The organism is Enterococcus sp. ARL09-542 (genome assembly GCF_005234805.1).
GTDB classification, from domain to species: domain Bacteria; phylum Bacillota; class Bacilli; order Lactobacillales; family Enterococcaceae; genus Enterococcus_D; species Enterococcus_D gallinarum.
In genome coordinates, this window is the sequence record NZ_QPQX01000003.1 from 231,652 (window position 1) to 255,404 (window position 23,753).

Genomic DNA, 23,753 nt, shown 5'->3' on the forward strand with positions numbered 1-23,753 from the left:
AATTAAAATGAAACAAAAACATGTATTATTAGGTATTAGCGGAAGTATCTCCGCTTATAAAGCAGCGGATATCGCGAATGAGTTGACAAAACGAGGGTATGCAGTCGACGTGATGATGACTGCTAATAGTACGCAATTCATCACACCATTGACTCTCCAGTCATTATCTAAGCGACCAATCCATGTGGATGTGATGCAAGAACGCCAACCTGACCGGATCAACCATATCGAATTAGCGAAGCAAGCGGACCTTTTCTTGATCGCGCCAGCCAGTGCCAACTTGATTGGTAAATTGGCTCATGGTTTAGCAGATGATCTGATCTCAACGGTCGCTTTGGCATTGACTGCGGAGGTACCAAAACTGATTGCACCAGCGATGAATACCAATATGTATCAAAATCCAATCGTGCAACGAAATCTAGCCATTTTGAAAGAGGTCGGTTATCAAGAGATCGCTCCTCGCGAAGCCTTGTTGGCTTGCGGGGATTTCGGCCGCGGCGCGCTGGCGACCGTGGAAGCGATCGTTGAACAAGGTGTTGCAGCATTGGAAGTACGAGGAGTCTAACATGAAAAAAATAGCCACTTTTGATTTAGTTTTAACTGCATTTTTCCTGGGGATCTTGATTCTTTTAGCATCCGTTCCTTTTCTAGGGTTCATTCCTTTAGGTCCGATCAATGCTACTACGATGCACATTCCCGTGATCATTGCTTCCATCATTTTAGGACCACGGATCGGCGGCTTTCTGGGAGGGGCTTTTGGCATCATTAGTATGGTCCGTTCAACGTGGATCATCTCGCCGCTTTCTTTTGTGTTCTCGCCATTTGTCCCAGTCTATGGCATGGATCATGGAAGTTGGAAAGCGATCTTGGTTGCTCTGATTCCTCGCATTCTGATCGGAATCGTCCCTTATTTTGTCTTTAAAGCCTGCCAGAAAATGTGGCAAAACAAGCGGCAAAGCACTTCGTTGCTGATTGCTGGAATCGCTGGAGGATTGACGAATACGATTCTCGTGATGAACCTCATCTACTTTTTATTCCAACAAGAATATGCCGCTGCGATCGGTAATGCCGGAACTGCCGTCTATACCGCCATCCTTGGCGTTATTTTGACACAAGGTATCCCAGAGGCGATCGTTGCAGGAATTGCGACCATGGCTGTTGCTTCTGTATTACTGAGATTGACGAAAAAGCCACGTTTTTGATTCATTTGAAAGAACTTCAAATAAAAAGAGCCATTGAAGCAGCTTGATAAGCTTGCTTCAATGGCTCTTTTTTTAGTGTTCCTTTATGCTGCTCATAAATTTTGGCTTACTTGCAATGCCTCAGCCAAACGCTGGTCCTGTTCTTCGGTCAGTAAGTCTTCATAAATCAACAAAAAATCAACGATTTCTTCATCCGTCATGCCCTGTAGATCAGTGGCAACCATCTCTAATAATTGGTCAAACTCCTCGTCTGTTAGCGTATAATTTGTCCAATCTTCATCAGAGAGGGGATCATCGCCGTAATAACTGTCATCCCAAAAAGAGTCTTCTTGGTAGGAATCAAAAAACTCTTGCTGATCAACGACATTTTCTGAAGCAGGTAACTGAACTTTTTCATCACTTTGTTTGCCGCTGATAGTAAACGTGATCCCAATAGCCAAAGGCAGCTCGCCAGATTGGGTCATGTTCATCACAACTTTTTGGTTTTGTTTCTTTGCATTGACAGATACAGTCAAATCAATACGCTCACTGTCTTTCAGCAGATCTTCCCACTGCGTAATCTCACTAGTGTCTGCCTTTTGTTTTTTGGCATAGTCAACAAAGTCCAACAGCTCTTGTTTTGTGAATGTATGCGTGATGGTGTCACCATCTCTTTTAAAAGATTCACGATCCAACGTTTTGACATACTCTGCCAATGTCTCAGAAGAAAATAAGCTATTGTTCAATAGCTGGTCCGTGTCAAGATCTGACATCTCATCTGGTGACAGACGAATATATTTATCTTTCCCCATCGTATCTGGCGTTTCGCTACTATCAAATGTATCCGATGCAAACGTATCCGATGTACCGAATGTATCAAATGCAAACAGATTGCTCATTGCCTCAACTATTTCTGCTGAAAGGTAGGTGTCATGGCTCTTGCCATCGATCAAAAGATTCAGTGGAACATCGATTTCTCCAGAAGACAGTGAGGCATCCAAACGAATATTTTTGCTTTTTGGATCTTCAACAAAATTTCCTGTGATCTTGGTTCCCGCCAACTGGGAGAAAATCATCCCTGCGATCATGCTTTCTTGTGAATTTTGGCTGTCCTCGCCAGCAAATTCAAATGTATCGATCGTCACGCTAAAGTCACCAGCATTCATATCTTTTTGTACTGTTAACCCATCAGCAAACTGATCCTGCGGTAATTTCGTACAACCGGTTAAAAAGAATAGCCCAACCAACAAGCCAATACCCAACCACTTTTTCATACTATCCCTCCATTTTCCCCTTTTCTTTATTGTAGCCAAGACGGAATGGGTAGACAAATAGTACAGCCTTCCCATTGCCTTTTTTAATAAAAAATGTGACAACTGTCCAAATAAACAACCGTTCTGAAAGATTCAAGTAATGCTATAGGTTCTCGATACATCGCAACGATGCCTTACGAAGCCTTGCAATACATTCATTCTTCAGATATCGATTTGTCATCAGACGTTGTCACAATTACGAACATGTTGAATTATTTTGCTTCTTCTCCGATAATACGCACTTCTGTCTCTAACTGGACATCAAATCGCTCCTTGATCACTTGTTGGATATGAGCGATCAGTTCCACATAGTCCGTCGCTGTAGCATGATCGACATTGACGATGAAGCCAGCATGCTTTTCAGAAATTTGCGCGCCGCCCCATTTCAATCCTTGTAAACCGGCGTCTTGAATCAACTTGCCAGTGAAATGACCAACAGGCCGCTTGAAGACACTGCCGCAAGAAGGATATTCTAATGGTTGTTTCAGCTGACGGAGTTCCGTCAACTCATCCATTCGTTTCTTGATTTGATCTTGATCCCCTTGCGCCAAATCAAAACGAGCCGACAGAATGATCGCATGTTGGTCTTGAAGCGTACTGTGGCGATAAGAAAACGCCATCTCTTCTTTCATCATAGTCACGACGCGTCCATCTGCGAGCAAGACATCACAGGACGCAAAAATATCTTGAATCTCACCATCATAAGCACCGGCATTCATAAATACCGCTCCCCCGACGCTTCCTGGAATCCCGCAAGCAAACTCAAATCCTGTCAACGATTCATGGAGTGCCACATACGTTGTATCGATCAGCTTCGCGCCTGCTTCGACGATCAAAGTGGTATCTTCTACCGTTATCTGATTCATTTCTGATAGCATGATCACAACACCGCGAATCCCACCATCACGAACGATCAAGTTGCTAGCATTGCCTAAGACCAACCAAGGAGTATCAGTTTCTCGACAATAGGCGACAATTTGTTCTACTTCTTTTGCTGATTTGGGAAAAGCCAGGATATCTGCAGGCCCTCCTGTTTTCGTATACGTATAATTCAATAAAGCTTCATCTTTTAGTAACGCAATTTCTGGAAATTGCTTGATCATTAATTCTTTATTCACAAGAAAGAGTCCTTTCACATTAAACATCTTCCTTATTTTAGCATGTTCATTGAAAAGTTGCTACTTCTCTAAAGAATCACTTTTTGCCCGATGATTGGCAGCGATCATTTCTTGGCAAAGCTGGTGACTGTCTATCACTTGCGCTTGGCGCAGATCGATAGCTGTTGGATCGGCGACTGCTGCAATAAATGCCGAAACTAATGGATAGAACCCTCGTTTGTTCAACGTTGTTTCCCAATCGCCAAACTCATGTTCCACCGTTTTCCCCTCCACATACTCCGTAAGAGCAGTCAAATTCCTCACATCATAGGTTCCGCTTTTGGCGGTGATCCGGTAATCTTCCGTATTGGCACCACTCTTGAGATCCATCGTCAAAATCGCCGTTGTATGTGCTGTTTCCAAGATCAGTGTGGCCGTCTCCAATCCATCCGCTGATTCTTTGATCTGACTAGTATGCGCGATGATCGGTTCATCCAATAAATAGACACCAGTATCCACCAAATGTAAGAAGAGATCATAGATCACATACTTGGTATCATGACTAGCAGCTTGCCGGTGTTTTGACAGATAAATCATCCGCTTATCCGGAATTTGTTTTAATTGATCGACCATCGGGGCAAAGCGGCGATTGAAGCCGACCATCAACAACTTTTGTTTTGCTTTAGCTAGAGCAAACAATTCTTCTACTTCAGCAAAATTCTCGCTGACCGGTTTATCGACAAAGACATGGATTCCTTCTGTCAGACATTTTTTGATCAACTCATAGTGGCTGCCAGTAGCTGTATGAATGAAACAAGCCTCGATTCCCTGATCGATCAGCTCGTCTAAATTGGTGTACATATGCGCCAACCGATAACGTTGCTGCAATTCTTTCTGAACGGATTCACGCCGGGTGGCAAAATAAAAATCCGCTTGATCCTGCAATGCAATATAACTTGGCAAGTATGCTTTTTGTGCAATATTTCCTAACCCGATAACACCGATCTTCATGACTGATTCCTCCTAAACGTTACGTCTTGCTTTAATCTTACACTTTTTTTCGGTAGAATGGAAAATATAGTTGAACCGAGGAGGACAAATATGAAATTTATTTCTTGGAACGTGAATGGCTTACGAGCAATCGTCAAAAAGAACTTTTTAGAAGCCTTTGAGACCTTCGATGCAGACTTCTTTTGTTTGCAAGAAACGAAGCTGCAAGCAGGGCAGATCGAGTTGGATCTGCCAGGATACACGCAATACTGGAATTATGCAGAAAAGAAAGGATACTCTGGTACAGCGATCTTTGCTAAAGAACCGGCACTTGCTGCCCATTATGGGATTGGCATCGAGGAACATGATGCCGAAGGCCGGGTGATCACCCTGGAATACCCCGAATTCTTTTTAGTCACTTGCTATACACCAAACGCCCAAAATGAATTGCGTCGTCTCGATTATCGCATGACATGGGAAGATGCTTTTCGTGCCTATCTGACCGATCTGAAACAGCAAAAACCAGTTATCCTATGCGGTGACTTGAACGTCGCTCATCAAAACATTGATCTTAAAAACTGGAAAACCAACCAAAAAAACGCCGGCTTCACTCCTGAAGAACGGGAAAAATTTTCAACCTTACTTTCAGCAGGCTTTACGGATACTTTCCGCTACTTTTATCCCGATGCTGAAGGGATTTATTCTTGGTGGAGTTACCGGTTTAATGCGCGCAAAAATAATGCTGGATGGCGCATCGATTACTTCGTTGTTTCAGACGATTTAAATGACCGCCTGGTTGATGCAAAAATCCATACAGAAATCTTAGGCAGTGATCATTGCCCCGTCGAATTGCAGTTAAACTAATTGCTTACCATATTCTTTCGCTGTGTCCTATCGGCCATCCTGCCAAAAAAATCTTGTATCTTTTCATTTCAAAGATTTGTGCTAGAATAGCTTTGAGGTGAAGGCAATGAATTTTATCGCAATGGACTTTGAAACAGCCAATTATCAAAAGCACAGTGCTTGTTCATTGGCATTAGTCATGGTTCGGGACAGTAAAATTGTTGGAGAATACTACACGTTGATCCAGCCGGAGACAGATTTCTTTTGGAAAAATATCCAAATCCATGGCATTCATCCGGAAGACGTCGTCAATGCTCCTAAATTTCCTGACATTTGGAAACAAATCCAGCAATATTATAATCTCAACAGTCTGATCGTTGCCCACAATGCTGGTTTCGATACTGGCGTTTTAGCTGGATGTCTTGATTACTATGGAATAGAACAGCCAAATTATCTTTCACTCTGTACAGTACGTACAAGCCGCAAACTCTATCCTGAATTCGAGAATCACAAGCTGAATACTGTCTGCCAACAGCTGCAGATTCCTTTGCTGAATCACCACGACGCCCTTGAAGATAGTCGTGCCTGTGCTCAGATCTTATTACGTCAAGAAAACGATTTCGGGATCGACCCATTAAAAAAACTGGTACTCGTAAAATGAGTATCAGTTTTTTACTTTTCTTCTTACTTTCTTACTCTTTTGTCTTTCAGTTATTTGTTGAAAGCCAATAACGACGAGTACTATTCCCATTTACCGGATCGATCCATATATCTTCTAATTGACCACCATTTTTTTCAATGACCTTAGCAGATGCTTGATTGTGAGCATCGCATGTCACCAGTACTTTTTCTATTCCGAAGCTTTTGGCAATCGACAAGGATTGAGCAAGCATTGCTGTCCCATATCCTTTTTGGCGATACGTTTTTTTCACAGAATAACCGATATGACCGCCTTGCTGCAGCAAATAGTCGTTGAGCTCTAGCCGCAGATTCAAGATTCCGATGACTGTATCTGCTTGTTTTGCAAGATAAACCCGACTAATGACATGACTAGCAGGAACAGTTGCCGGTGATTTGTAGGCTTCTTGCAGTTCAAGCCATTTTTCGATTGTCTCCGCTGTTTCTAGCCCAGAACCTCCGTGGATAGTTTCATTGTCTTCTAAAAATGATGCGCGATAAGCTGTTAACTGTTCTTTGTCTGCTAGGGCCGGTTCAACAAGCAGGATCATCCTTCTCACTCCTCATCAACTAATTTTGCCATCATTAGAACATCAATTCGTTGCCCATCTTTTGTTTGGGCGGCTTGTTTCATACAACCTTCAATTTCAAATCCGTACTTCTGATATAAATGGATAGATCGTTCATTGCGCGCTTGGACCGTCAACTCCAAGCGTGTCAACAACCCTACTTCACTGACCCATTCAAGCAATTCTTCTAAAAGAAGTGACCCTAGTCCCATTCCCCAATAGTCTTTTAAAATCGATAGACCTATTTCTCCTACATGGGCCATGCGCCATTCCGAATAACCTTTGATAGAAGCCATACCAATAATTCGTTCTCCATCAAGGGCTAACAATAGGAGGTGATTGTCTTGTTCATACAAGCTTTCTAGTTGCTGTGCCAACATTGCTTCAGGCAGGGCGAGGCCTGTTTCATCCATGACCAAAAAGTCAGTTTCTTGACCAATCTTTTGACTGACTGCCAAGAGTTCTGCCGCATCTTCGCCCCGAGCCTCACGCAATGTCAAATGAATGTCACTCATTATCTGCCTCCCATTGCGCCAAAATACGCTGTTGGAAAGCCTCAGCTTTCGGACCAAATGTAAGCAATTTCACAAAACGTTTTTGCTCTTCTGTATTATCTTTTTCCAAAATCAGTTCCAAATAATCTTCCGGTAAAGACTCTTCCAGAAGATTTCCCCACTCGATCACAGAAAGACCATCACCTTCAAAATAATCATCTAATCCCAAGTCTGATGCGCCAAATTCTACCCGGTAAATATCCATATGATAGAGTGGCAACCGACCTTCAGTATATTCACGAATAATCGTATAGGTTGGGCTTTTGATCAGTTGACTGATCCCCAGACCTCGAGCGATCCCTTTGGTCAACGTCGTTTTACCGGCTCCCAGTTCCCCAGTTAACACCAAATTGTCTCCAGGCAGGGCCACTCTGCCAATCACTTCGGCAAATTTTTCTGTTGCATCTAAATCAGCGATCGTTATCATGTTTGATCCGTCCTTTATCTTTTCACTTGCTGTTAGTAGTTAGTATAGCTTGTTTTAGAATCAAAAGTAAAGAGCGTACCGTCGCAAGGAGTTTGAAAGAAAAACCATTTTTATCCTGCTGTGGGCAGTATTTTTGGAAGCGACGCCCCTCATCTTGCTTTGCCTGCAATTGTTTCTAAGCTTGTTGCGCTAACTAGACTTCCATGCCACTCTAAGGGCAATCGTTGTGATTCATACTGAGGTTACTACGCTTTCTTTGGTCCCCGCTGCTCATCATCTGCTCTCTGCTTCGCAAGCCAATCGCAGTGATTCAGGCTGAAGGTTACTACGCTTTCTTTGATCCCCGCTGCTCATCATCTGCTCTCTGCTTCGCAAGCCAATCGCAGTGATTCAGGCTGAAGGTTACTACGCTCCCTTTAGTCGCCTAGTACTGCTCATCATCAACTCTGTCTTGCTATGCAAGCCAATCGTTGTGATTCGCAGCAAAAAGCCGTTCCTTGACAAAAGGAACGGCTTGGTTGTTTGATTAGTTATCTTATTTATCCATCAATGTTTGTGCTGCTGTGATGATGGATAGTTTGTAGACGTCTTCTTCGTTTGATCCGCGAGAAAGGTCTGAGATTGGTTTGTTCAATCCTTGCAGGATTGGTCCAATTGCTTCGAAGTTACCGAAGCGTTGTGCGATTTTGTAGCCAATGTTTCCAGATTGTAAATCTGGGAAGACAAAGACCGTTGCTTTACCAGCTACTTCTGATTCTGGTGCTTTTAATTGAGCGACAGCTGAAATGTAAGCAGCATCGAATTGCAATTCACCATCGATTTCGTACTCAGGCGCCAATTCTTGGGCAATTTTTGTTGCTTCAACCACTTTATCGACTTCTGGTGCTTTAGCTGAACCTTTTGTCGAGAAGCTAAGCATGGCAACTTTTGGATCGATATCAAATAATTCCGCTGTTTTTGCTGAATCAACAGCGATCTCTGCTAATTCTTGGGCAGAAGGGTTCACATTGATGGCACAGTCAGAAAATAGGTATTTTTCTTGATCACGACCACGAACCATCAAAAAGGCACCACTTGTGCGGCTCACGCCTGGTTTTGTTTTAATGATCTGCAATGCAGGTCTAACCGTATCGCCCGTTGAATGGATCGCACCTGAAACCATTCCTTCAGTGATCCCCATGTAAGTTAACATCGTACCAAAATAATTAACATCTTTTAAGATTTCTTCGGCTTGCTCTTTTGTTGCTTTGCCGTTTCGGCGCTCAACAAAAGCTTCGACCATTTCATCCCACCGGTCATAGTTTTCAGGATCTAGGATCTCAAAATTAGCGATGTTGATTCCTCGAGCTTCCGCTGCTTTCTCAATCTCAGCAGGGTTACCAATCAAAACTGGTTCTACCAATTCTTCTGAACGTAGACGGCTTGCTGCACCAAGGATACGAGGATCTGTTGCTTCTGGGAAAACGATTTTGATATGACGACGCACGATTTTAAATTTTAAACTTTCGAATAGTTCCACGGGTAAAGACCTCCAGTTTTTTTATACCCTTACATTGTACAATAGTTGCAAAAAAAAGAACAGATAAAAATGCTGTACTAATCGAAAAAGATAATTTTTGTTACACAATTCACAGTCCGTCTCTTCTGCACTACTACAGTTTCACACCTGTACTATTTTTTCTGGTAATTGCCAGTCAATTGGTGTTTCATCCAATGCGATCAATGCTTGATTGATTTTTGAAAATGGTTTCGATCCAAAGAAACCACGACTGGCAGATAACGGACTTGGATGGGGAGATTCTATGATGATATGCTTTTTCGTATCGATCAACGCTTTCTTTTGCTGGGCTGGTTTTCCCCATAATACAAAGATCACTGGTTTATCCCGTTGATTCAGCTTTTCGATGATAGTATCTGTCAATCGTTCCCATCCTTTGCCTCGATGCGAATAAGCCTGTCCTTCACGAACTGTCAACACCGTATTTAGTAGTAAAATTCCTTGTTGCGCCCAAGGAACCAAATAACCGTGAGAGACTGGCGCGATGCCTAGATCACTTTGCAATTCCTTATAGATATTGCGTAAAGAAGGCGGAATCCGTACTCCGGGTTGGACTGAAAAAGATAACCCATGGGCTTGATGCGGACCATGATATGGATCTTGTCCTAAGATCACTACTTTCACTTCATGATACGGAGTCAGCTTCAGTGCTTCATAAATATGGTCCATTGCCGGGTTGATCTTCTGTGTTGCATATTCTACTTTCAAAAATTCCCGTAACTGTTGGTAATAGGTTTGATCGAATGAAGCTTGCAAAACTTCTTGCCAATCATTTTCTAAAATCTTTCTCATCGTCTCGCTCCTTTGCTTTTAGTTAAGGATAACAAAAGATCTGCCTAAGAAACAAGGAGACATTCTCAAAAATAATTGCTGATTTGTGGTACACTATTCTATAGAAACCATAAGAAAGGACGCTGACAATGATAAAATTAATCGCTTCTGATATGGATGGTACTTTACTAAACGCCAACATGCAGATTTCAGAAGAAAATATCCAAGCGATCAAATATGCCCAATCCCAAGGAGTCGAATTCATGGTGGCCACTGGGCGCAACCGGAAAGAAGCTCTGCCGCCTTTGCAAGAAGCCGGTATTGATTGTGCTATGATCACACTTAATGGTGCACAAGTGTTTGACAAATCAGGAACTTCTTTATTCACCGTTCCTATTTCTAAAGAAAAAACCCGTTCATTGATGGACTTATTAAGAGAAAAAGACATTTATTTTGAGATTTCCACGAGCAATGGCATTTATTCAGAAAGCCAGACGCGCCGAATCGAGAATTTTGCGATCCATACAGCAGAAGCAATGCCCCATCTGACCCACAAAATGGCCATTGCCATGACTGCTGCACGACTAGCTTTTCTTCCCATCAATTATGTCAAAGACTTCAATGAACTGTTTGCGATTGAAGATCTGGAAATCTTAAAAATCATTTGCTTCCATCAAGATGGCGCGCGTGTTTTAGGACCGATCACACAAGAAATCGATGGTTATGGCGACTTAGTGGTTACTTCTTCCGGACAAAACAATATTGAAATCAATCATCGCAATGCCCAAAAAGGGATCGCGGTGGCACACGTTGCTAAAGAGCGAGCGATTCAACTGTCGGATGTCATGACGATTGGTGACAACTTGAATGATGTCAGCATGATACAGCTTGCTGGTGTCAGCTTTGCTATGGGTAACGGGGAAATCGAAGTCAAAGAATATGCGAAGTATCTGACGGATACTAACATTGAATCAGGAGTCGGCAAAGCAATTATTCGGGCAATCGATGAGAATTTATAATTGACGCAGCTTTTCGGGATACAAGAGGAGGCGTAGATATGTCGGAATTTTTTATTCAAGACAGACAACTCAGCAGTATCACGCGAACGATCGTTAAAGACGAAAAGGGCAAATCGTTATTCTTGATGGTCGGGCGCTGGGGAACTAATGGCGATGCACTTTCCCTCTATCGTTTGGACGGCACACTGGTCGCCAGTATTAAGCAAATCAGTTTTACCTTTGGCACACGATTTGAGATCTACAAGGACTTTGAAAAAGTAGGTACGTTACAAAAAATTTTCAACTGGCCTGGGGATTTTTATTATATCCAACAGCTCCATTGGGCTGTCCATGGGGATATCTACAATCATCGGTATGCGATCCATCATTTCAACAAGAAGATCATGGAAATGGATAAAGCAACACTATTGACTGGCGATTATTATGTGATCGATGTGGTCAACGATGAGGATGCGCCAGTTTGCATTTGTATTGCTGCGATTATGGATTATTGGCTCTACAATCGCAAACGCAAGACCCAGCAACATTTGGAGTTACGATTAACGAACGAAACCAGCTGAGATACTCAACTGGTTTCTTTTTGCATATGATCATATAGATGACCACTGATCTTTCGTTCAGCAACCACTTGAAAACCGTGACGTTCATAGAGACGTTTGGCGTGTGGATTGGCTTTATCGACACTTAAACCAATTGTGGTATAGCCATCTCGTTGGGCAATTTTTGGCAGTGCAGCCAATAAAGCTGAGCCAACCCCTTTTCCACGGAATTTTTCATCGACACAAATGGTATCTAAGTACCATTCGTTCTGCAACGTTTCTTGATCAACGAACAGTTTCATTTCTTTATCCAAACCGTAGGACTCCAGAATCTTCGTTAACGGTTCATCAATGGTAGGTTCATCTTTATCTGGGTAACCAAAAGCAACCCCAGCCACTTGTCCATCGATTTCATTGACCAATCCTCTGGTATAACCATAACGATAATCAGGCTCTAACATCGCTTCAGCCAAGATCTCGAGCGTTTTTTCTTCTCCTATTTCTGCCACAAACGGTAATTCCATATCTTTTAAAATGACTAAAACAAGTTTCGCCATAGCAAAACGATCTTCTTTTTGTGCAAATCGAATCACGATTTCTCCTCCTTGTGTTTTCTTCAGAATAACAGCATTTTTTTGTCATCCGAAGTAAAAAAGTGTCGTTGCGCTTCGAATGAATCCTCGATACTATTCGTGTAGTTCCAGTGGCAACCCATCTGGGTCTTGGAAGAATGTCATTTTTTTATTCGTAAAGCTGTCAAAGCGAATCGGCTCACACGTAATTCCTTTTGTTTCAAGTTCTGCTACCATTTTCTCAATGTTTGTTACTCGAAAAGCCAAGTGTCGTAAGCCGGTTGCTTCCGGATAACTTTCTCGTTTAGGTGGTTGATCCACGATAAACAACTCAATCTCAGATGAGCCAAAAGCCAAATCGATTTTGGTATCGTTTTTTTCGGGACGATGGTGCTCACGGATCACCTTAAATCCTAATTTGTCGACATAAAATGATTTTGCTCGTTGGTAATCACTGGCAATAATGGCCACATGATGCATCTCAGAAAACATATGCTCACTCCTTTTCTATCTACTTAGTTTACCTATTTTTCCTTCCTTTGGCTACAAAAGACCTGCTCTATTTTATTTTGATTCTGTTATACTGGATACGGAAGGTGATGACATGAAACTACTTTATATTTCAATCTCAGGAAATACCCGGGCATTTGTCAAACGACTAATGGACTATGCCGCCCAGCAGCCAACAGCGCATCCTCTAGAATGGTCCGTCAAAGAAATTGATGACAATTCCATTTTCGAAGAAGAAAGCGAACCTTTTGTCGTGTTTGTGCCGACCTATCTTGAAGGCGGCAACGGCGTAGATAATGGGGATCAGGAAATTTTGACAGAAACCATGCGGGAGTATATTGATTATGCGGATAATGCCCGCTATTGTCGCGGTGTGATCGGCAGCGGCAACAAAAATTTCAATTATCAATACTGCCTGACTGCCAAACAATATGCTGAACAGTTCCAGATTCCATTTCTAGCTGATTTTGAACTGCGAGGAACAACGCAGGACATCGCACGCATTTATGATGTCTTGCGTAAAATCAATTAACTTAGAAGGAGCAGGAGCTAGATCCTGCTTTTGCTCCTAGAAACGGAGAAAAACATGGACGCAAAATATATGGTTATCTTGATTATCTTGTTCGTTAGTGCACTTATTATTGGCTTAGATACTTGGAACCGAATAAAATTAAGACGTCGCGTCAAACAAGAATGGGGAAAATTCCCCCGTCAGCCTCGCTTTGACAAAGAAGAAAGCCTCAAAAAGGCCTGGATGGTAGAGAAAGATTTTTATCCCCATGATAGTGAGATCGATGACATTACTTGGTATGACTTAGACTTATTCGAGGTTTTTGAAATGATCAACAGTACTTACTCCAGTGTAGGTTCTGAAGCTCTCTATCAGCAGTTGCGCAACTTTCAATTTAAGCCGGATCGACAGCTGACCGCGTTAATTGATTTTTTCGCAGCCAATCCAAAAATTCGCGAAGATACCCAATATACCTTTGCCCAACTTGGGAAACTGGATAATAACTTTTCCAAAAACTATCTGGCATCAGGGAAGAAAGAAAGTATTGGCAACTTGCCTGTCTTTATTTTATTGGGCTGTTTGCCGATTGTTGGGCTGATTTTGATAGCTTTTGGCTTTTTGCCAGGAATTGCAGTGATTTTGATAAGCGTCCTCTTTAATACGGTTTACTATTCGATCAAAAAAGCCACACTAGAAACAGAACTCAACAGTATGCGCTATCTAGTTCAGACAGTGGCCTGCGGCAACAAGATTGCCAAACTTGCCACACCATTACAAGAGCAAATCAAAAAAGAACTGCTGCCTCTGAAAAAAATCCCCCGATTCGGCGTTTCTTTTCGTTCAAAAAATGGCAGTGAAGGCGATATGCTTTTTGAATACATCAATATCATCTTTATGCTGCCTTTTATCTCGTACCATTACGTCGTTACCTTATTGGCTCGATACAATCAACAAGCGATCGCATTATGGGAATTGTTAGGCAAGTTGGAAATTGCTTGCGCGATCCTTAATTTCCGTACCTATATGCCGATCACTTGTATCCCTGAATTCAAAAAAGGAACGGTCAGCGCAAAAGGGACCTATCATCCCCTTCTGACTGAAGCTGTCATGAATGATGTCGACTGGCAAACCAATACACTGGTAACCGGGTCAAACGCTTCTGGCAAATCGACCTATGTCAAAAGCATCGCTATCAATTGTCTATTGGCGCAAACTATCCAAACAGCTGTTGCTGAATCCTTTACGATGGAACCTGGTCATGTGTTGACCTCAATGGCGGTCGAAGACGATTTGTTTGAGGGCGATAGCTATTTTGTTGCAGAAATCAAGTCGATCAAACGATTGTTGGAACAAGTTCAGCAAAAAGAACGCTGCTATTGCTTTGTCGATGAGATACTGAAGGGAACCAATACGATTGAGCGGATCGCTGCTTCTGCTAGTATCATTCATTGGTTGAGCCGTTATACAAGTTTGGCTTTTATTGCGACTCATGATATTGAACTGACTGAAATATTGAAAAATGACTGCAGCAATATCCATTTTTCTGAACAAGTCACAGCCGATGACGGTATCTCTTTTGACTATAAGGTCAAACAAGGTCCTTCAACAAGCCGTAATGCGATTGCCCTACTGCGAGTGCTTGGTTATCCGAAATCAATCGTTGAACAGGCTGAAAATGAAGCAGCTTACTTCAATCAGCAACGGACTTGGCAAGATCTATAATGACCTACAAGAAATCTGTGATCCTTAGTAGAGACATGCTGCTTAAAACACATCGCTAGGATTGCTCAATAAATAAAGGCTATGACAAAAGAAAGACATTTAGCGAAGAAACCAGCCTCCTCTGAATAAGAGCAATGTGTTTCTTCCTTGATCCTTCTTTTGTCACAGCCTTTTTATGTTAGACAATTTTTCTTAGCCAAATAAATCTGTCTGTAAACTATATTGTTTTCCTTGTAAAATGTCATATTGAATCAGCTGATAGTCTTCATATAACTGCCGTGATTTCGCATCTAAGCTTAGCTCACTTCGCCACTGTTCGCCTTGGTAATACTGCCCATGTTCAAAAGCCGGCAATTTTTCTTGCAGTGCTAGCAGCAACGCATAAAATCCATTGATTGGTTGCTGACTTTCATTCAACACGTTAGGTGCAAAGTAAAAGGGACTCGTTACCGGAACAGTGTCAGTTGAAAAGGTTCCATCAGAATCCACCATCAAGAATTCCGTTTCATGCAGCGCAGCAGTATCATTTTGATCTTTAATCGCATCCGAGTAGATGCCTGGCAGGTGATCCCCCCAGAAAACGACTACTGTTCTTCGATTCAGCTGCTTCAATTGTTCAATAAAGTCTTTTAGTGCGGTACTACTGTAAGAGATATCTTGCAGATAGTTTTCAAGAGCAGTTATATTTCCATCGCCTGTGGCTTGATAATTTAATGTCTGATACTTTCCTTCATAAGGCATATGGGTCTGCATCGTCACCAAGTGAACGAATTGCGGCTTTTTCTCATCTGACAAAAGAGACAGAACTTCTTTATAAGCAGAAGCATCCGAGATATAAGGATTGTTCTCGATCTTGTCCGTGTAAGTCATCGTGTCTTGATCCAAAAAGGTTTGAAAACCCATCACATCATAGACATCTTTCCGCTTGTACATCGATGTATCATAGGGGTGGATCGCAGTCGCATCATATCCTTGTTTTTGCAAGAATGAGACCACTGAAGGCAATTGTGTCAATTTAGGGACCAGCATCGTGTAAGGCGTGGTCATTTGCGGATTCAACAACCCCATTGAAAAACTGGTCAATGCTTCAAATTCAATGTTTGCAGTCCCGCCACCATAATTTTGCGACAACATTTTCCCACTGATCGTTTGATCGGCTACCGCATAATAATCCTTCAAAGGATCCCCTGTAATCGTCAGTCCTTTTAGATGGCTCGGATCAGAAAAGCTTTCGCTCATGACATAAACGATATTTGGCGCTTCTTGGTCACGCGTTTTGTTTGTTTCGCCAGCTTCAGCGGTATATTTTTTGGCAATTTCTTTTATCGCAGCTTCAGAATAACCCGCTGGTTGTTCCATTGCATCGACCCGCAGATTGAATAGAAACCCACCAATAAAACCGGTATTGTAGTAATTCATTTTTTGTGAATAAGGGATCCATAATGCGGTCCGGTTATACGCTTTTCTAAGCAAATTATTGCTGTCATTAAAATGCGAAACATAAACTAAACCAACTGTACAAACGAGCATTGTCAGCCCTCTGAGGATCTGTTTCTTTTTTGACAATTTACGGCTGCGATAAATACTCCAGATAATTGCCCCCACTGCGAGTATCACACATAGCATCGCCAAGACGAAGGGGCCTGTTCCGATCATCGTATGCAGCAAATCAAACTGAGTGATCATTTTCAAATCATCTGGATAGATTGGTTCTTGCCGATAAGCCATCTTGAGGTAATTTGCATAACCCAAGATCCCGATCACAATGCTATAAAACAGCGCCCCGACTCCAAGGGATCCAGCCAGACTTGTCAATAACCCATAGAAAAGCAGCAGCACCAGACAAGCTAAGAAAAACTTTTCTGTGTGCCAAGAAAAAGCAAATTTTAATGCTAGCTCAACAGAAAGGTTGTTTTGACACCATTGTAGATAAAGGTTGCTAAAGAGAATCAAAATAAAACTACCGATTAGTTTTAGCCCCATCTGCAACTTGGGATGAATCTTTCTTTTCACGAAGGACATTCCTCCTTTTCTAACCATAACCTGTATTTTATGCTTTGCGATTTAGAATGTAAAGAGCCGTTTGCTTGTTTTGTTTTTTTATTCTTGCCATTCTTCCTTGAAGAGAGTTATGACTAAGATAAAAAAAAAACAAAAAATCCCGAACAATCTATGAAATCCAGAAGACCTCGTTGAGCGATACAGCGAGGCCTCTCGGAAAAAATTCATTCATAAATCGTTCGGATATTTATTTTCTCCTAGATGCGATGGACCAAAAACTATCACAGAGTAAAAAAGATTTATTTCCAGAAGTCGTCAAAGATTGATATTGGCAGATGCCGTTTATGCTGTGTTTTGTGCCACCAATTTTCAATCGTTTGTTGCGCATTTGGTGAAACGGTCTTTCCTTCCAAGTAATCATCGATCTCATCATAAGTCACACCAAGTGCTACTTCGTCAGCGATCATTGGTTTGCCATCTTCCAAATCAGCAGTAGGAACCTTTTTGTACAGTGCTTCCGGCGCTCCTAATTCTTGCAACAATTGACGTCCTTGACGTTTATTCAAACGAAATAGCGGCAAGAGGTCAGCTCCGCCATCACCAAATTTTGTAAAGAAACCGGTGATGTTTTCGGCCGCGTGATCTGTTCCTAAAACAGCGCCAGCTTTTTCGCCTGCAACGGCATATTGAGTAATCATCCGCTGACGTGCCTTGATGTTGCCTTTATTAAAATCAGAAACAGGTAAGCCAGCTTCTTCGACGGCTGCCACTTGCGCATCGACGGCTGCTTTGATATTCACTCGTAATGTAATGTCCGGTTTGATAAATTCGATGGCTTTTTTGGCATCTTCTTCGTCAGCCTGTTCTCCATAAGGTAAGCGGATCGCAATGAACTGATAATTGGGATCATTCGTCTCACTGCGCATTTCTTCCATTGTCAACTGAGCCAATCGACCAGCCAGTGTTGAATCTTGTCCACCGCTGATCCCTAAAACAAGAGTTTTCAAAAAGGGATTTTTTTGAAGATATGCTTTTAAAAATTCAATGCTATTACGAATCTCTGCTTTCGCATCAATTGTTGGAACTACGCCTAACTCGCGAATGATTTCTTGTTGCAATGTCATAGAAACGCCTCCTAATTTTTTTGAAGATTGGTCCTAGCTTTCTAGGACCAATTAAATAATTTCTGTTTTGGTTTGCGTACGCACTTTTTCAATGGTCCGCATCTTGTGATTCCAGCACTCTTGAGAGAGATCGACTGGGTATTTTTGCGGATTCAAATCTCGTTTGTACTCATCCCATAATGAATCCAAACAATTTGTAGCATAGGCTTTGATGTGTTCAAGATCCGGCAATTGATAGACTTGCTGTCCTTCTACAAAAATGTCTTGCAGCAAAGGCCGAGCATCAAAATCTGTCACTGTTTTATTGATAAAGGTGTGAACCGGATGGAACATGAACAACTCTTTTTCTTCCTGGGGGTTTTCGTCCCAAAGAGTCACATAATCCCCTTCAGACTTGCCGTCTTTTTTACGTGTGATACGCCAGACTTGTTTCTTGCCTGGTGTAGAAACTTTTTCAGCATTACCGGATAATTTGATCGTATCGATCATTTCGCCTTGTTCGTTTTCGATCGAAACCAGTTTATAAACGGCTCCCAATGCCGGTTGATCATAGGCGGTGATCAACTTTGTACCGACACCCCAAACATCGATTTTGGCTTTTTGCATTTTTAGACTTAGAATCGTGCTTTCATCCAAATCATTTGATGCGTAGATCTTAGCTTCTGTAAAGCCAGCTTCATCTAGTTGTTCTCGGACTTTTTTGGAGATATAAGCCATGTCTCCACTATCGATCCGTACTCCTAAAAAGTTGATTTGGTCCCCTAGTTCTTTTGCGACACGAATCGCATTTGGTACACCTAAGCGCAATGTATCATACGTATCGACTAAAAAGACACAGTCTTTGTGCGTCTTGGCATACGCCATAAAGGCATCATAATCATTGCCATAGGATTGCACAAGAGAATGAGCATGCGTCCCGCTTGCAGGGATGCCAAAGATCTTGCCTGCTCGAACATTACTTGTGGCACCCGCACCTCCGATATAAGCCGCACGAGTTCCCCAAATCGCTGCGTCCAGTTCTTGCGCACGACGAGACCCAAATTCTAATAAGGGATCATCTCCGATCACAGACTTGATCCGAGCAGCTTTTGTTGCAATCAATGTTTGGAAATTAACCATGTTCAATAAGGCTGTTTCGATCAATTGAGCTTGTGCCAAAGGTCCTTCAACTTGAATGATCGGCTCATTGTTGAAGACGAGATCGCCTTCTAAAGCTGAACGAACCGTGCAGGCAAATTTGAATTCTTTCAGATAATCCAAGAAAGCCTCCGGATATCCGCCGATTTCTCTTAAATAATCGATATCTGAATCTGAAAAGGTCAAATTGTTCAAATAATCGACTAAGCGTTCTAACCCTGCAAAGATAGCATAGCCATTCTCAAAGGGCATGTCACGGAAATAGCACTCGAAGACTGCATTCAAATCCGCACGTCCTAATTCCCAATAGGTTTGCATCATGTTGATCTGATAGAGATCAGTATGCAAAGTGAAACTATCATCTTTAAATAATTTTTGCATCGTTTTGCTCCCTCATACTTACTTCTCCCTATTATAGCAAAAAAATAAAAAAAGAAAGTATTTCTTGTTTTTTTCCTCAAAAAAAGTCTGTGCCATAAGTTAGAAAAAGACCGAAAAACTTCATGATACGATGGGGTATTCCACCAGTTTCACTCGAATCATTGGGTCTTGCTTCAACTTATAACACAGGCTGCTAATGGTTAATCAACTGCTAATTGAACTAGGATGATATCTTTGCGAGGTTTCGCAAACTTGACTCCCGCTGCTTCCATCTTTTTACGGATATTGACATCTACAGTGACATCCTTGCGGTCAACTTTTAGTAAGCGATGAATCGCTGTATCCACTTCTCCGCGGCTGATCTTCTTTTTATTGTTGATCAAAACCAATGTGATCTTGTCAAAAGTATCCACATACATGATCTGGGTTCGATCAAGAGAATAAAGTTTGTAGTATTTAATCGCGACTTTATCAAAAATAAATTTTGAGATGACCGGATAAAATGTCTCCAAATTCAAATTTTGGTTGACTGGTGTTTCAATCAATTTCATATACAACATCCTCTCGTATTAGTTCATCCATGATAAATTGGCCGACTCCGCCGTCAGCTGCACTAGGAATCATACGATCGCAAACGTTACGGATCGATTCACTCGCATTGGCTACTGCAACAGAGACATCTACCACTTCAAACATGGCTAAGTCATTCTCACCATCCCCGATCCCAAAACTCTTTGCATGAGGGAAAGCCTGCATAAAATTCGTGATCGCGGCTCCTTTTGTTGCTAAGGGATCAACGACTTCCAATGTCTGAACAAATGACTGAAACGCACTGACTGGTTCAGTCTGCAGCAATAGACGCAACTGTTCGATCTTTTCATCCGATGCTTCCATCAGTTCGATCTTTAGGACATTGATCGTCGGCCGTTCCTGAATGTAGGCTAAAAGATCCGGTGCATGAATGCAGTCATGCACAAAATAGGCTTGCTTGTATTCAGCAATCATCGCCCCTCTCTCACCGAGATCTGTAACTAATTTATTGGTCAATGCGGTCAATTGTTCTTGATAATCCGCAGGATCTTTGCAGATCACTCCTTGATCGGTGTGCAGAAAATAAAAAACATTTTCTTTCTCTAAAATAGCTGTCACCGCTTCTAAGGTAGCTAGCGGCAAACAATTGGCTAAAACAGGCGCCTGACCTTCCAACTTCAAGCCGGCGCCATTGCCAAAGATGACATCACAGGAGATTCCTTCTTCTATCATCAGTGCTTCTACCAGATCATACCCTCGACCAGTCACAAAAACAAAATGATCGCCTTGTGCTTTCAGATAGTTGATCGCTGTTTTATTGATTTCAGGGACAGGCTGACCCATTTCCTGAAATGTCCCGTCTATATCGGAAAAAACTATTTGCATCGAATCTTCCTTTCTTTGCTATAATTATAACATAATTTGACGAAGCAAAAAATTTTTTGTTGACATTGACGTTACGTAAACCTTTATGATGAGAGCATAAGGAGGGAGAAATTTGGAATATAGTATAACAGCACTGGCTAAAATTTCTGGCGTCAGCAGCCGTACATTGCGCTACTATGATCAAATCGGATTATTAAAACCACAAAGGATCAATTCAGCCGGCTATCGTATTTATGGGGGACAGCAAGTGGATCGTCTGCAACAGATTTTGTACTTTAAATCCTTTGGCCTCCCTCTAGAAGAAATCCGTCATTTGCTAGATGATCCCGAACAAGATGTTCAAACACTGTTGGTTGCTCATTACAACCGATTGTCTCAGGAACGAGCAGCGCTTGATCGCTTATTGACAACATTAGCCCAAACAATCAATTATTATGAAGGAGAACAGACTATGTCAGATAAAGAAAAATTCACTTATTTTAAACAACAAAAACTCGCAGCCAATGAAGAAACCTATGGCGAAGAGATCCGTGCCGCTTATGGGGAAGAAGTCGTTGAACAAAGCAATCAAAAATGGCAGAACATGTCATTTGAAACCTACCAAGAATTGGAACAAACCGAAAACGAACTAATTCAAACATTGAAACAAGTGGTACAAGAGCCATTTGACGTGACTTCTTCTTTGGCAAAAACAGCCTTCCAGTTGCACAAAAAATGGCTGCAGCTTGCAGCGCCATTTTATTCTGCCGATTATCATCGCAGTTTAGGTGAAATGTACATTCATGATGCACGTTTTACTGACTATTACGATCAAAAAGCAGGCCAAGGCGCAGCCAGCTGTTTACAGGCAGTCATCGCTCATTACGCAGATTAATGACCCATAAAAAGGACTTGAGCCGCATTATGTGTGCTCAAGTCCTCTTCGTTTGATAAACGTATAAGGAATCCGGATGGACCCTTGTTCTTCTTGGATTGCTAACTTCAACGCCATTTCTCCACATTCATGCAAATGATAGTCGATGGTTGACAATTGAAGAACTTCACTAATAAATAAATTGTCTCTGCCAATAAGTAGTCGTTCGGAGGAAGAAGCCAATTTGATACCAGCAGCTACCTGATCCCCATTGGTAAAAATCGCTTGGACATTTTTATCAGCAAAGAAAGCGGCTGCCTCTCGCCCATCTTCTTCCGTCAAACAATCCCAAAAAATCAATTCTTCGGTAAAAGCTGGGAAATATTCCTGACACAAACGAACTGTGATCTTCGAATTGCTGCTCAGCTTACGACTTCTTCCAAGTGTAATTCCAATACGCTCGATACCATTTTCTTTCAAATAAGCAAACACTTCCCGAATGGATTGTTCACGATCGATATAGGTGCATCCATCTTGGACAGAGTCGATCTTTTCACAAAAAACGATGCGGCCATAAGCACGATAGGGCAATAGTTTTTCGAGGGGATTTGCTCTTGATGTGATAATCAGAGCATCAAACCCTTTTGCCGCAAATTCTTGCAGGTACTTTTCTTCCATTTCTGGTTCATAGCGGGTAGGCAACAAAGTCACCTTATACCCACGGGAAAAAGCACTTGCAGTAATCCCGCTTAGAAGGATATCAAAATACGGATGATTGACAAATGGGAGAATCACTCCGATGTTCTTCGTTTTTCCCGAGCTTAGCACACGTGCCGTATGATTCGGGATATAGTTGACTTGTTCCATTACCCGCAAAATCTCCTGACGCTTCTGCTCATCCACATAAGGATTATTATTGATGACTCGTGAAATCGTTGAGACCGAATAACCGGTCAGCTTAGCAATATCCCGAATGTTCGCCATGCGCTTCTCCTTAGACAAATAATTGTTCTTTCATATAGTCTATCACACTTGCCCCACATTCATAGAATTGGTAATAATCATTCTGATGAATGAAACTGATTCGTTGCGCACCAAAATATTCATCCTGTACCAGGTGCCCAATTTCTGCAAGCGGTATTTGTGCGACCTTTTCTCTAAAAAATCCCTTGGGCTTCGTGAGAATCAAGTTCATCCCATCAAATTCAAGTGCAACATAGCAGCGTTGTATTCCATTGTTTCCCTTTACTTCCATATAAGTGTGCATCTTCATACGCCCCTTTCATGAATAGAATAATCTATGAAACGCGTACCAGAGCAAGCACTTTGTTTTCTTTTTTTCTCCTTGTTTATTTCTGATGTTGTGAATCATTTCGCTTATTTCTAGAATGTTGTTACAATAGAAATGGAGAAAGAAGTCATCAATCATTTTTCCATTCGAGGAGGAACGCAAATTGACATTAGAAGAAGCTTTTTTATTGGATACATTGCGTTGCCGATTCAAATTTTTGCGAGAAGGGCAAGCATTGACGCAAAAAGAGGTATCGCAGCAAATCGATGTATCGTTGGAAGACTATTTGGATTACGAAGCTGGTGATCGTCTACCAGACGTTATGACGATTTTGCATCTTGCTGCCTTTTATGATGTGTCAGTAGATTACATTTTAGGACAGACAGAAAACATGCAGCGCTATCCGCTGTCTTGATAAAAAAGTGCTACATGAAACTGCTCCTTGCTAGTTAGAATAAAAATCAAGCTAGTAAGGCGCACGTTCATTTTGAGTAAAAGGACTACTTTTTAAGCAAAAATACCCACTCTTGTAGGAAGAGTGGGTGTCTCAAAAAGAGAATGAAAATGAAATAGATTTGATAGATTGATCATAAACTTCTTCACTGAATCATTCAACATGAAGTTAATTCCTATTTGGTGTAAAAATATGGAGTATCTCTTTTGAGCTATGTTAGCGGTGAATGCCAAAATGATAAG

Annotated in this window: 27 protein-coding genes; 10 read left to right on the forward strand and 17 right to left on the reverse strand. The window is 41.8% G+C overall.

Annotation, left to right across the window (positions count from 1 at the left end; all coding sequences use genetic code 11):
- The first annotated feature begins 7 nt into the window (after positions 1-7).
- Complete coding sequence (gene coaC / locus DVW06_RS05070) at positions 8-565, forward strand: phosphopantothenoylcysteine decarboxylase (RefSeq protein ID WP_137264476.1); 558 nt, start codon at positions 8-10, stop codon at positions 563-565.
- A gap of 1 nt (position 566) precedes the next feature.
- Positions 567-1,202: an ECF transporter S component gene (locus DVW06_RS05075; protein ID WP_003127470.1), complete on the forward strand. Its 636-nt coding sequence runs from the start codon at positions 567-569 to the stop codon at positions 1,200-1,202.
- A 92-nt stretch (positions 1,203-1,294) separates the two neighbouring features.
- On the opposite strand, the gene DVW06_RS05080 is transcribed toward DVW06_RS05075, so the two are convergent.
- The 3 genes from DVW06_RS05080 to DVW06_RS05090 all read right to left on the reverse strand — a co-directional run bounded on the left by DVW06_RS05080 (position 1,295) and on the right by DVW06_RS05090 (position 4,602).
- Positions 1,295-2,455, reverse strand: a complete 1,161-nt coding sequence (locus DVW06_RS05080) for a hypothetical protein (protein WP_238696165.1) — start codon at positions 2,453-2,455, stop codon at positions 1,295-1,297.
- Positions 2,456-2,706: 251 nt separating this feature from the next.
- Positions 2,707-3,597, reverse strand: a complete 891-nt coding sequence (murB, locus tag DVW06_RS05085) for a UDP-N-acetylmuramate dehydrogenase (protein ID WP_369914735.1) — start codon at positions 3,595-3,597, stop codon at positions 2,707-2,709.
- Positions 3,598-3,672: 75 nt separating this feature from the next.
- The gene (locus tag DVW06_RS05090; protein WP_003127467.1) at positions 3,673-4,602 is read right to left on the reverse strand and encodes a Gfo/Idh/MocA family protein; all 930 of its coding nucleotides are present in this window, start codon (positions 4,600-4,602) and stop codon (positions 3,673-3,675) included.
- Positions 4,603-4,692: 90 nt separating this feature from the next.
- On the opposite strand from DVW06_RS05090, the gene DVW06_RS05095 reads away from it, so the two are divergent.
- Together DVW06_RS05095 and DVW06_RS05100 are read left to right on the forward strand one after the other, a co-directional pair.
- Positions 4,693-5,445 (forward strand): exodeoxyribonuclease III, encoded by a 753-nt coding sequence (locus tag DVW06_RS05095; RefSeq protein ID WP_005471734.1) that lies wholly within the window; start codon positions 4,693-4,695, stop codon positions 5,443-5,445.
- A gap of 106 nt (positions 5,446-5,551) precedes the next feature.
- Positions 5,552-6,085: a 3'-5' exonuclease gene (locus DVW06_RS05100; RefSeq protein WP_005471732.1), complete on the forward strand. Its 534-nt coding sequence runs from the start codon at positions 5,552-5,554 to the stop codon at positions 6,083-6,085.
- A 46-nt stretch (positions 6,086-6,131) separates the two neighbouring features.
- On the opposite strand, the gene DVW06_RS05105 is transcribed toward DVW06_RS05100, so the two are convergent.
- The 5 genes from DVW06_RS05105 to DVW06_RS05125 form a co-directional block, all read right to left on the reverse strand.
- Positions 6,132-6,653, reverse strand: a complete 522-nt coding sequence (locus tag DVW06_RS05105) for a GNAT family N-acetyltransferase (protein WP_005471730.1) — start codon at positions 6,651-6,653, stop codon at positions 6,132-6,134.
- A gap of 5 nt (positions 6,654-6,658) precedes the next feature.
- Positions 6,659-7,186 carry a GNAT family N-acetyltransferase gene (locus DVW06_RS05110; RefSeq protein WP_029487219.1) on the reverse strand — a complete coding sequence of 176 codons (528 nt, stop codon included), beginning with the start codon at positions 7,184-7,186 and terminating at the stop codon, positions 6,659-6,661.
- Positions 7,179-7,652, reverse strand: a complete 474-nt coding sequence (gene tsaE / locus DVW06_RS05115; RefSeq protein ID WP_003127460.1) for a tRNA (adenosine(37)-N6)-threonylcarbamoyltransferase complex ATPase subunit type 1 TsaE — start codon at positions 7,650-7,652, stop codon at positions 7,179-7,181. Before tsaE ends, DVW06_RS05110 begins: the two co-directional genes overlap by 8 nt.
- A gap of 535 nt (positions 7,653-8,187) precedes the next feature.
- A complete protein-coding gene (gene pta / locus DVW06_RS05120) occupies positions 8,188-9,171 on the reverse strand; it encodes a phosphate acetyltransferase (RefSeq protein ID WP_003127459.1) in 984 nt (327 codons plus the stop codon).
- A gap of 141 nt (positions 9,172-9,312) precedes the next feature.
- Positions 9,313-10,002: a uracil-DNA glycosylase gene (locus DVW06_RS05125; protein ID WP_137264477.1), complete on the reverse strand. Its 690-nt coding sequence runs from the start codon at positions 10,000-10,002 to the stop codon at positions 9,313-9,315.
- A gap of 128 nt (positions 10,003-10,130) precedes the next feature.
- On the opposite strand from DVW06_RS05125, the gene DVW06_RS05130 reads away from it, so the two are divergent.
- Together DVW06_RS05130 and DVW06_RS05135 are read left to right on the forward strand one after the other, a co-directional pair.
- Positions 10,131-11,000: a Cof-type HAD-IIB family hydrolase gene (locus DVW06_RS05130; protein WP_005471720.1), complete on the forward strand. Its 870-nt coding sequence runs from the start codon at positions 10,131-10,133 to the stop codon at positions 10,998-11,000.
- Positions 11,001-11,038: 38 nt separating this feature from the next.
- Complete coding sequence (locus DVW06_RS05135) at positions 11,039-11,560, forward strand: LURP-one-related/scramblase family protein (RefSeq protein WP_124018647.1); 522 nt, start codon at positions 11,039-11,041, stop codon at positions 11,558-11,560.
- Positions 11,561-11,565: 5 nt separating this feature from the next.
- Here DVW06_RS05135 and DVW06_RS05140 read toward each other — a convergent pair whose 3' ends face one another.
- Both DVW06_RS05140 and gloA2 read right to left on the reverse strand, forming a co-directional pair.
- Positions 11,566-12,132: a GNAT family N-acetyltransferase gene (locus tag DVW06_RS05140; RefSeq protein WP_005471718.1), complete on the reverse strand. Its 567-nt coding sequence runs from the start codon at positions 12,130-12,132 to the stop codon at positions 11,566-11,568.
- 93 nt (positions 12,133-12,225) lie between these two features.
- Positions 12,226-12,603 (reverse strand): SMU1112c/YaeR family gloxylase I-like metalloprotein, encoded by a 378-nt coding sequence (gene gloA2, locus DVW06_RS05145; protein ID WP_124018646.1) that lies wholly within the window; start codon positions 12,601-12,603, stop codon positions 12,226-12,228.
- A gap of 112 nt (positions 12,604-12,715) precedes the next feature.
- Between gloA2 and nrdI the strand changes: the two genes are divergently transcribed.
- Together nrdI and DVW06_RS05155 are read left to right on the forward strand one after the other, a co-directional pair.
- A complete protein-coding gene (nrdI, locus tag DVW06_RS05150; protein WP_005471716.1) occupies positions 12,716-13,153 on the forward strand; it encodes a class Ib ribonucleoside-diphosphate reductase assembly flavoprotein NrdI in 438 nt (145 codons plus the stop codon).
- A 54-nt stretch (positions 13,154-13,207) separates the two neighbouring features.
- Positions 13,208-14,854, forward strand: a complete 1,647-nt coding sequence (locus tag DVW06_RS05155) for a MutS-related protein (protein WP_005471715.1) — start codon at positions 13,208-13,210, stop codon at positions 14,852-14,854.
- 192 nt (positions 14,855-15,046) lie between these two features.
- Here the strand turns inward: DVW06_RS05155 and DVW06_RS05160 are convergent, their stop codons facing one another.
- From DVW06_RS05160 to DVW06_RS05180, 5 genes are all read right to left on the reverse strand, one after another.
- Positions 15,047-16,876: an LTA synthase family protein gene (locus DVW06_RS05160; RefSeq protein ID WP_374849309.1), complete on the reverse strand. Its 1,830-nt coding sequence runs from the start codon at positions 16,874-16,876 to the stop codon at positions 15,047-15,049.
- Between the two features lie 278 nt (positions 16,877-17,154).
- Positions 17,155-17,979: an ammonia-dependent NAD(+) synthetase gene (nadE, locus tag DVW06_RS05165; protein ID WP_003127449.1), complete on the reverse strand. Its 825-nt coding sequence runs from the start codon at positions 17,977-17,979 to the stop codon at positions 17,155-17,157.
- Positions 17,980-18,030: 51 nt separating this feature from the next.
- Entirely contained in the window at positions 18,031-19,497 is a 1,467-nt protein-coding gene (locus DVW06_RS05170; RefSeq protein ID WP_003127448.1) for a nicotinate phosphoribosyltransferase, read from the reverse strand.
- A gap of 200 nt (positions 19,498-19,697) precedes the next feature.
- Positions 19,698-20,048: a DUF1827 family protein gene (locus tag DVW06_RS05175; protein ID WP_005471710.1), complete on the reverse strand. Its 351-nt coding sequence runs from the start codon at positions 20,046-20,048 to the stop codon at positions 19,698-19,700.
- The gene (locus DVW06_RS05180; protein ID WP_029487224.1) at positions 20,035-20,913 is read right to left on the reverse strand and encodes an HAD-IIB family hydrolase; all 879 of its coding nucleotides are present in this window, start codon (positions 20,911-20,913) and stop codon (positions 20,035-20,037) included. Before DVW06_RS05180 ends, DVW06_RS05175 begins: the two co-directional genes overlap by 14 nt.
- A 112-nt stretch (positions 20,914-21,025) precedes the next feature.
- Between DVW06_RS05180 and DVW06_RS05185 the strand changes: the two genes are divergently transcribed.
- Positions 21,026-21,787 carry a MerR family transcriptional regulator gene (locus DVW06_RS05185; RefSeq protein WP_003127445.1) on the forward strand — a complete coding sequence of 254 codons (762 nt, stop codon included), beginning with the start codon at positions 21,026-21,028 and terminating at the stop codon, positions 21,785-21,787.
- Between the two features lie 27 nt (positions 21,788-21,814).
- Here DVW06_RS05185 and DVW06_RS05190 read toward each other — a convergent pair whose 3' ends face one another.
- Both DVW06_RS05190 and DVW06_RS05195 read right to left on the reverse strand, forming a co-directional pair.
- On the reverse strand, positions 21,815-22,750 hold the full coding sequence (locus tag DVW06_RS05190) for a LacI family DNA-binding transcriptional regulator (RefSeq protein ID WP_005471706.1): 936 nt from the start codon (positions 22,748-22,750) through the stop codon (positions 21,815-21,817).
- Positions 22,751-22,760: 10 nt separating this feature from the next.
- Complete coding sequence (locus DVW06_RS05195) at positions 22,761-23,033, reverse strand: hypothetical protein (RefSeq protein WP_003127443.1); 273 nt, start codon at positions 23,031-23,033, stop codon at positions 22,761-22,763.
- Between the two features lie 187 nt (positions 23,034-23,220).
- Between DVW06_RS05195 and DVW06_RS05200 the strand changes: the two genes are divergently transcribed.
- A complete protein-coding gene (locus DVW06_RS05200) occupies positions 23,221-23,472 on the forward strand; it encodes a helix-turn-helix domain-containing protein (protein ID WP_003127442.1) in 252 nt (83 codons plus the stop codon).
- Positions 23,473-23,753: the final 281 nt, after the last annotated feature.

Bases quoted from the DNA above. Each gene is read 5' to 3' on its own strand.
- coaC (WP_137264476.1), top strand. From the start codon at position 8: ATGAAACAAAAACATGTATTATTAGGTATTAGCGGAAGTATCTCCGCT.
- DVW06_RS05075 (WP_003127470.1), top strand. From the start codon at position 567: ATGAAAAAAATAGCCACTTTTGATTTAGTTTTAACTGCATTTTTCCTG.
- DVW06_RS05080 (WP_238696165.1), bottom strand. From the start codon at position 2,455: ATGAAAAAGTGGTTGGGTATTGGCTTGTTGGTTGGGCTATTCTTTTTA.
- murB (WP_369914735.1), bottom strand. From the start codon at position 3,597: ATGATCAAGCAATTTCCAGAAATTGCGTTACTAAAAGATGAAGCTTTA.
- DVW06_RS05090 (WP_003127467.1), bottom strand. From the start codon at position 4,602: ATGAAGATCGGTGTTATCGGGTTAGGAAATATTGCACAAAAAGCATAC.
- DVW06_RS05095 (WP_005471734.1), top strand. From the start codon at position 4,693: ATGAAATTTATTTCTTGGAACGTGAATGGCTTACGAGCAATCGTCAAA.
- DVW06_RS05100 (WP_005471732.1), top strand. From the start codon at position 5,552: ATGAATTTTATCGCAATGGACTTTGAAACAGCCAATTATCAAAAGCAC.
- DVW06_RS05105 (WP_005471730.1), bottom strand. From the start codon at position 6,653: ATGATCCTGCTTGTTGAACCGGCCCTAGCAGACAAAGAACAGTTAACA.
- DVW06_RS05110 (WP_029487219.1), bottom strand. From the start codon at position 7,186: ATGAGTGACATTCATTTGACATTGCGTGAGGCTCGGGGCGAAGATGCG.
- tsaE (WP_003127460.1), bottom strand. From the start codon at position 7,652: ATGATAACGATCGCTGATTTAGATGCAACAGAAAAATTTGCCGAAGTG.
- DVW06_RS05125 (WP_137264477.1), bottom strand. From the start codon at position 10,002: ATGAGAAAGATTTTAGAAAATGATTGGCAAGAAGTTTTGCAAGCTTCA.
- DVW06_RS05130 (WP_005471720.1), top strand. From the start codon at position 10,131: ATGATAAAATTAATCGCTTCTGATATGGATGGTACTTTACTAAACGCC.
- DVW06_RS05135 (WP_124018647.1), top strand. From the start codon at position 11,039: ATGTCGGAATTTTTTATTCAAGACAGACAACTCAGCAGTATCACGCGA.
- gloA2 (WP_124018646.1), bottom strand. From the start codon at position 12,603: ATGTTTTCTGAGATGCATCATGTGGCCATTATTGCCAGTGATTACCAA.
- nrdI (WP_005471716.1), top strand. From the start codon at position 12,716: ATGAAACTACTTTATATTTCAATCTCAGGAAATACCCGGGCATTTGTC.
- DVW06_RS05155 (WP_005471715.1), top strand. From the start codon at position 13,208: ATGGACGCAAAATATATGGTTATCTTGATTATCTTGTTCGTTAGTGCA.
- DVW06_RS05160 (WP_374849309.1), bottom strand. From the start codon at position 16,876: ATGTCCTTCGTGAAAAGAAAGATTCATCCCAAGTTGCAGATGGGGCTA.
- nadE (WP_003127449.1), bottom strand. From the start codon at position 17,979: ATGACATTGCAACAAGAAATCATTCGCGAGTTAGGCGTAGTTCCAACA.
- DVW06_RS05170 (WP_003127448.1), bottom strand. From the start codon at position 19,497: ATGCAAAAATTATTTAAAGATGATAGTTTCACTTTGCATACTGATCTC.
- DVW06_RS05175 (WP_005471710.1), bottom strand. From the start codon at position 20,048: ATGAAATTGATTGAAACACCAGTCAACCAAAATTTGAATTTGGAGACA.
- DVW06_RS05180 (WP_029487224.1), bottom strand. From the start codon at position 20,913: ATGCAAATAGTTTTTTCCGATATAGACGGGACATTTCAGGAAATGGGT.
- DVW06_RS05190 (WP_005471706.1), bottom strand. From the start codon at position 22,750: ATGGCGAACATTCGGGATATTGCTAAGCTGACCGGTTATTCGGTCTCA.
- DVW06_RS05195 (WP_003127443.1), bottom strand. From the start codon at position 23,033: ATGCACACTTATATGGAAGTAAAGGGAAACAATGGAATACAACGCTGC.